Origin of the sequence: Streptomyces formicae, assembly GCF_002556545.1 — a bacterium.
Taxonomy (GTDB): Bacteria; Actinomycetota; Actinomycetes; order Streptomycetales; family Streptomycetaceae; genus Streptomyces; species Streptomyces formicae_A.
This window is the reverse complement of record NZ_CP022685.1, coordinates 4,061,576-4,065,718: the sequence shown is the minus strand read 5'-3', so window position 1 is coordinate 4,065,718 and position 4,143 is coordinate 4,061,576. Positions and strand designations below refer to the sequence as shown.

The 4,143-nt window shown below is 68.4% G+C and carries 4 protein-coding genes; all 4 read right to left on the bottom strand.

Going from position 1 to position 4,143, the window contains the following annotated elements; all coding sequences use genetic code 11:
- Positions 1–1,071: 1,071 nt before the first annotated feature.
- The 4 genes from KY5_RS17390 to KY5_RS17375 all read right to left on the bottom strand — a co-directional run bounded on the left by KY5_RS17390 (position 1,072) and on the right by KY5_RS17375 (position 4,087).
- A complete protein-coding gene (locus KY5_RS17390) occupies positions 1,072–1,419 on the bottom strand; it encodes an SsgA family sporulation/cell division regulator (protein WP_098243116.1) in 348 nt (115 codons plus the stop codon).
- A 79-nt stretch (positions 1,420–1,498) separates the two neighbouring features.
- On the bottom strand, positions 1,499–2,050 hold the full coding sequence (locus tag KY5_RS17385) for a hypothetical protein (RefSeq protein WP_098243115.1): 552 nt from the start codon (positions 2,048–2,050) through the stop codon (positions 1,499–1,501).
- Between the two features lie 86 nt (positions 2,051–2,136).
- Complete coding sequence (locus tag KY5_RS17380; protein ID WP_098243114.1) at positions 2,137–3,408, bottom strand: hypothetical protein; 1,272 nt, start codon at positions 3,406–3,408, stop codon at positions 2,137–2,139.
- 202 nt (positions 3,409–3,610) lie between these two features.
- Positions 3,611–4,087: a DUF4267 domain-containing protein gene (locus KY5_RS17375; protein ID WP_234362759.1), complete on the bottom strand. Its 477-nt coding sequence runs from the start codon at positions 4,085–4,087 to the stop codon at positions 3,611–3,613.
- Between the last annotated feature and the right edge of the window lie 56 nt (positions 4,088–4,143).

Here is a 4,143-nt window from a genome sequence, read left to right as displayed (position 1 = left end):
CTGGAGGCGCATGCGGTAGAGCCTCGGAACTGGGAATGTGGGGAACCGTGGATCGGCGGGAGGGGCGTGGGCGCTGAGGTGCGCAAGACGACAGTCCGCAGAGGGGTCCATCCACAGTGGACGGGACCCTCTGCCGCTCGGCGGATATCACTACGGGCGTGAGGTGTCGCTCGTAGAGCGAGTGCCAGTGCAACGAATCATGGCTGGACAGTTCAAGGTCAGGCTAGCGGGTAGCTTATATATAGGGACGGTGGATGGATTGCGTGACTTGATATCGAGGGCCAGCAAGGCTCCTGTGTTTTTTAAGGGCGTTGGCGAGTGAAATCAACAGCGCAACGATCAGGAGCCCTGCCGCCTCACGAACCCCTCAATCACCCTAAATCCTCAGGATGAGAAGGGTTCAGTAAAGGGAAACAGGGCCGTCCGGAATCCAGCCCTCGAGGTACCCTGTGGCAATCAGAACGATTCCTTATGGGTAGATCAGACGTCTTCGGCGCCTTAGTTCTTCCAGCCTCCATCGAACGTGCGACGACGACGCCTGTGTGATAGCGACATCTTGCTCGTCGCTGATGCGGACAAGGGAAACGCGTGAAGCCGTAACGCGATCGAATTCCCAGATGTATCCCAGTCGGGACTGATGGACTCCGTATGCGGCCCCGAAGCGTGGTTCAGTCACGTGGAAGTGCTCGGCCAGGAAGCGGGTTGCGAAGCCGCGGAAGTCGGCGCCGGCGTTTATGTGCACCTGTGGGACCGTCCACGTGCCGCAGCAGTCGCCGCACAGGAGGAGTCGGTGTTGGTCGTCCAGTAGCAGGAGGTAGGCGCGGCGGTCGAAGCGCGGCCACGGGATGCGAGAGGCGGGCACACTCACGAAGGCAACGAAGGCGCGCCCTGTGCGGAACGTGATGGTGGGCTCTGAGTGAGATCACCTGCACATAGCGCAAGGCACCGGGCAGCTTTGGTGAGCAGCCCACCACAGCGTAGCGGATGGGGCGGACGCGGTGGGAGGAGGTCGGCTTCGAGAGGGTCGGCCTGCGTGGGGCGGGGGAACCGTGCCGCGGATCGCCGTGGACCTCAGGGGTCGCAGAGGCAGACGCGGACGAGGAACGAGGCGACCTCGGCGCGGTCGAGTTGGATGAGGGAACGGTGGGTGCGGGCGTCGCTCAGGGTGAACAGCAGGGCGAAGCCGACGGGCTGGACGGTGACGCCCTTGGCGGTGACGGGGTTGGTCAGGCCGTCGAAGAGCGCGCCACGGGAGAAGCTCCATGCGGTGATCTCGCGGGCCTCCTCGTCGATGCAGCGCAGACGTATGAACCAGGGCTCCTCGGGAGTGCAGGAGGCGGTCACCAGGACTTCGACGGGGTGCTGCCCGGGCAGCGTGCGATGGCCCAGGAAGATGGCGTGCGCGGCTGCGGTGTGCATGACTGTTCTTCCTTTTGCGGAGGGGCGACCGCGTACGGACGGATGGGCGGACGGACGGGTGTCGAGGGAGGCCCCGGAGTCAGTGGGGCGTCCAGACCTCGGCGGGGAGGTAGCGCTTGGGCGCGTTCATGGCCTCCGAGGGGAGGAACACAGGCCGGGTCAGCAGACGGTCGCCCGCCCGCTGGGCGCAGACCACCACGCCGAGGCTCGCTGATCCGGGTTCACCGAGGTTCACGTAGAACAGCTCGGAGAAGGGTTCGCGGATTTCGGAACGATCGACGATCCACTGTTCGAGCTCCGAGGGCGCGCGGCCGACGAGCGCCATGCCGTCCGCGTAGACCTGAGGGCCTTTCAGCGCGTCGACCGCTATGCCCCGCAGCCGTTCCTCCAGGCCGTAATAGAACGTCAGCCCCAGCCCCCAGCACTCCCCCTTGACCGTGCCGTACCGGTTCTCCGGCAGAGCCGCACGCGTATGGAGCTGGGGGCTCCGCGCGATGCCGCCGAGTGCCGTGGTGACATCGACGGGCCGCATCCCGAAACGCAGCGGGCCCACACTCTCGAACGGTTCCAGCGACCAGCGCCGCCGCCCGCTGTCCGGCAGTACATCCCACACACCCCACCGATCGAACATTCACGCAATCCTTCATCGATGATCCGGTTCGGCGGGCCGTCGCGTCGCCAAAGGCCCGGCGACTCCGCGGAGTTGTCCTTCGGTACTCAGGGGTGGGTGCGGCGGCGCCGGTTGGCCGTCGTGGCCAGAGCCGTGCCCAGGGCGATCGACACGCCGCCGGCCCCGAGCATCCAGCCGGCGGCGGCGTCGCTGCCGGTCTCGGCCAGGGAGGCGCCCGGGGCGGCGGTGTTGCGGGTGGTGTCGGCGGCCGCGCCGTGGTCCTCGGCGACCGGCACTGTGGCAGCGCTTCCGCCCTTGGGGGCAGCGGGAACGGCGGGACCTGCGGGACCTGCGGTGTCGCCGCCGTCGTCGCCGTTCATTTCCCCCGAGCCCGAGTGACCGGCGCCAGGCCCGTGACCGCTTCCGGGCTTCGGATCATCACCGGATTCGTGACTGCTGTCCTCGGGCTTCTCGTCGTCCCCAGGCTTCTGCCCGTCCTCGGGCTTCTCGCCGTCGCCAGAGTTCTGCCCGTCCTCGGGCTGCTCGCCGCCCTCTGACTGCTCGCCGTCTCCGGGCTTCTCCCCGCCCTCGGCAGGAACGACGATCTTCGACCACACCCAGTAGGCGTCGTCCGACTGAACCTCTTCGTCATAGACGCGTGAGCCGACGAAGAAGTCGATGAGCGGGGCGTCCGCCGCGGCGCGGATGCGGAGGGGGACGGTGGTCCGGCCCATCGGCAACGAGAACTCCACCAGCAGATCGAGGTCGTAGTTGCCGAGGTCAGGGGGGCTGGAGACCACGGCGTCGTGCCATGTGCCATCGACCTGTACCTGCACTCGGAGGTCGTCCCCGTACAGCTGAGCGCCGTCGGTGTTGATGGCCATGTCGAGGTTCCAGACCTGGCCTTCGTCGTGGGGGTTGTCGATGACGACGGAGAAGTTCGCCCAGTCGCCGCCCGCCTCGAGGGCTTCCGGGAGCCCCTCCAGTCTGAGGCCCGGGACTCTGGAGTCACGGGCCTTCGCACTCCGGGGAGCAGGGGAGGCGCTGGGAGCCATCGGCGCTGCGGCGGGGGGCCCGCCACCGGTCGTGGGCTTCGCGTTCGGCTCGTCCGCCACCGGGGCGCTGGGTTCCGCGCTGGGCTCCGCGCCGGGCTCGTCAGCTTTGGCGACCCCGTCGACCTCGTCGGCCGGAGGCGCAGCGCCCTCCGTCGCATCCTCGGGCAGAGCCGTGGACTCCTTGTCCGAGTCTTCCGCCGCGCTCCGGTCGGGCGCGGCCACAGCCGCGTCGACGGTTTCGGCCGCTGCCGCAGGCGCGGCCCCGAGGAACGCCGGAGCCATCGCGGCGGCGGTGGCGATCGCGGCCATGTACTTCAGTTTCACTGCGTCATCCCTTGCGTGCTGTCGTGCGGCGGTGCTGGGCCCAGCTTCAAAGCCGACGGCGCGCGGGAGTAGAGGTGTCCGATTGATGCGCCCATAAGCGACATCTATGACTCTGGCGGTGGACGTGAGGGAGGGGATGGAGTGGGAGAGGCCCGTCGACCCCGCCGACCCCGCCGACCCCGCCGTCCGCCGCCGCCCGGTGTCAGGCGGGCTGCGGGGACGGGACCGGCCCCGCCGGAGCGGTCGCCGTCTTGCGGGTCTCGCGCATGAGCAGCAGGCCGTTCGCCACCATCGCCAACGCGGTCAGGCAGTGGACGCCCAGGGCCGTGGCCACGGAGCCGTCGTGGGTCAGCACCGTGGTCATGTCGCCGAACGCGGCTAGGGACTCCACCAGCAGTACCCAGCCCAGCGCCCTCCGGTGGCCTGTCACCAGCAGGATGGCCAGGACCAGGGCCAGGACCACGTCGCGGATTCCCTTGATGACCAGGAAGCCGCCGCCGTCGCCCGACGGCCAGGTCGGCAGGCCGAAGTCCGGTGCCGTCGTCCCCGGGCTCAGGATGAACTCCGTCCCGAACCAGAGGATGAAGAGTATGAAGGCGGCGGTCAGGATGGTGTTGATCTTCTTCAGCGGAGTCGGTGGCGTCGGCGGCGTCGGTGACATCGGTCGCGTCGGTGACATCGGTCTTCTCCTTGCGGGGCTTCGGCGGATGGGTGACGGTTGGGCGTCGGGACGGC

Coding starts and splice junctions, on each gene's coding strand:
- KY5_RS17390 (WP_098243116.1), bottom strand. CDS start 1,419: ATGCACACCGCAGCCGCGCACGCCATCTTCCTGGGCCATCGCACGCTG.
- KY5_RS17385 (WP_098243115.1), bottom strand. CDS start 2,050: ATGTTCGATCGGTGGGGTGTGTGGGATGTACTGCCGGACAGCGGGCGG.
- KY5_RS17375 (WP_234362759.1), bottom strand. CDS start 4,087: ATGTCACCGACGCGACCGATGTCACCGACGCCGCCGACGCCACCGACT.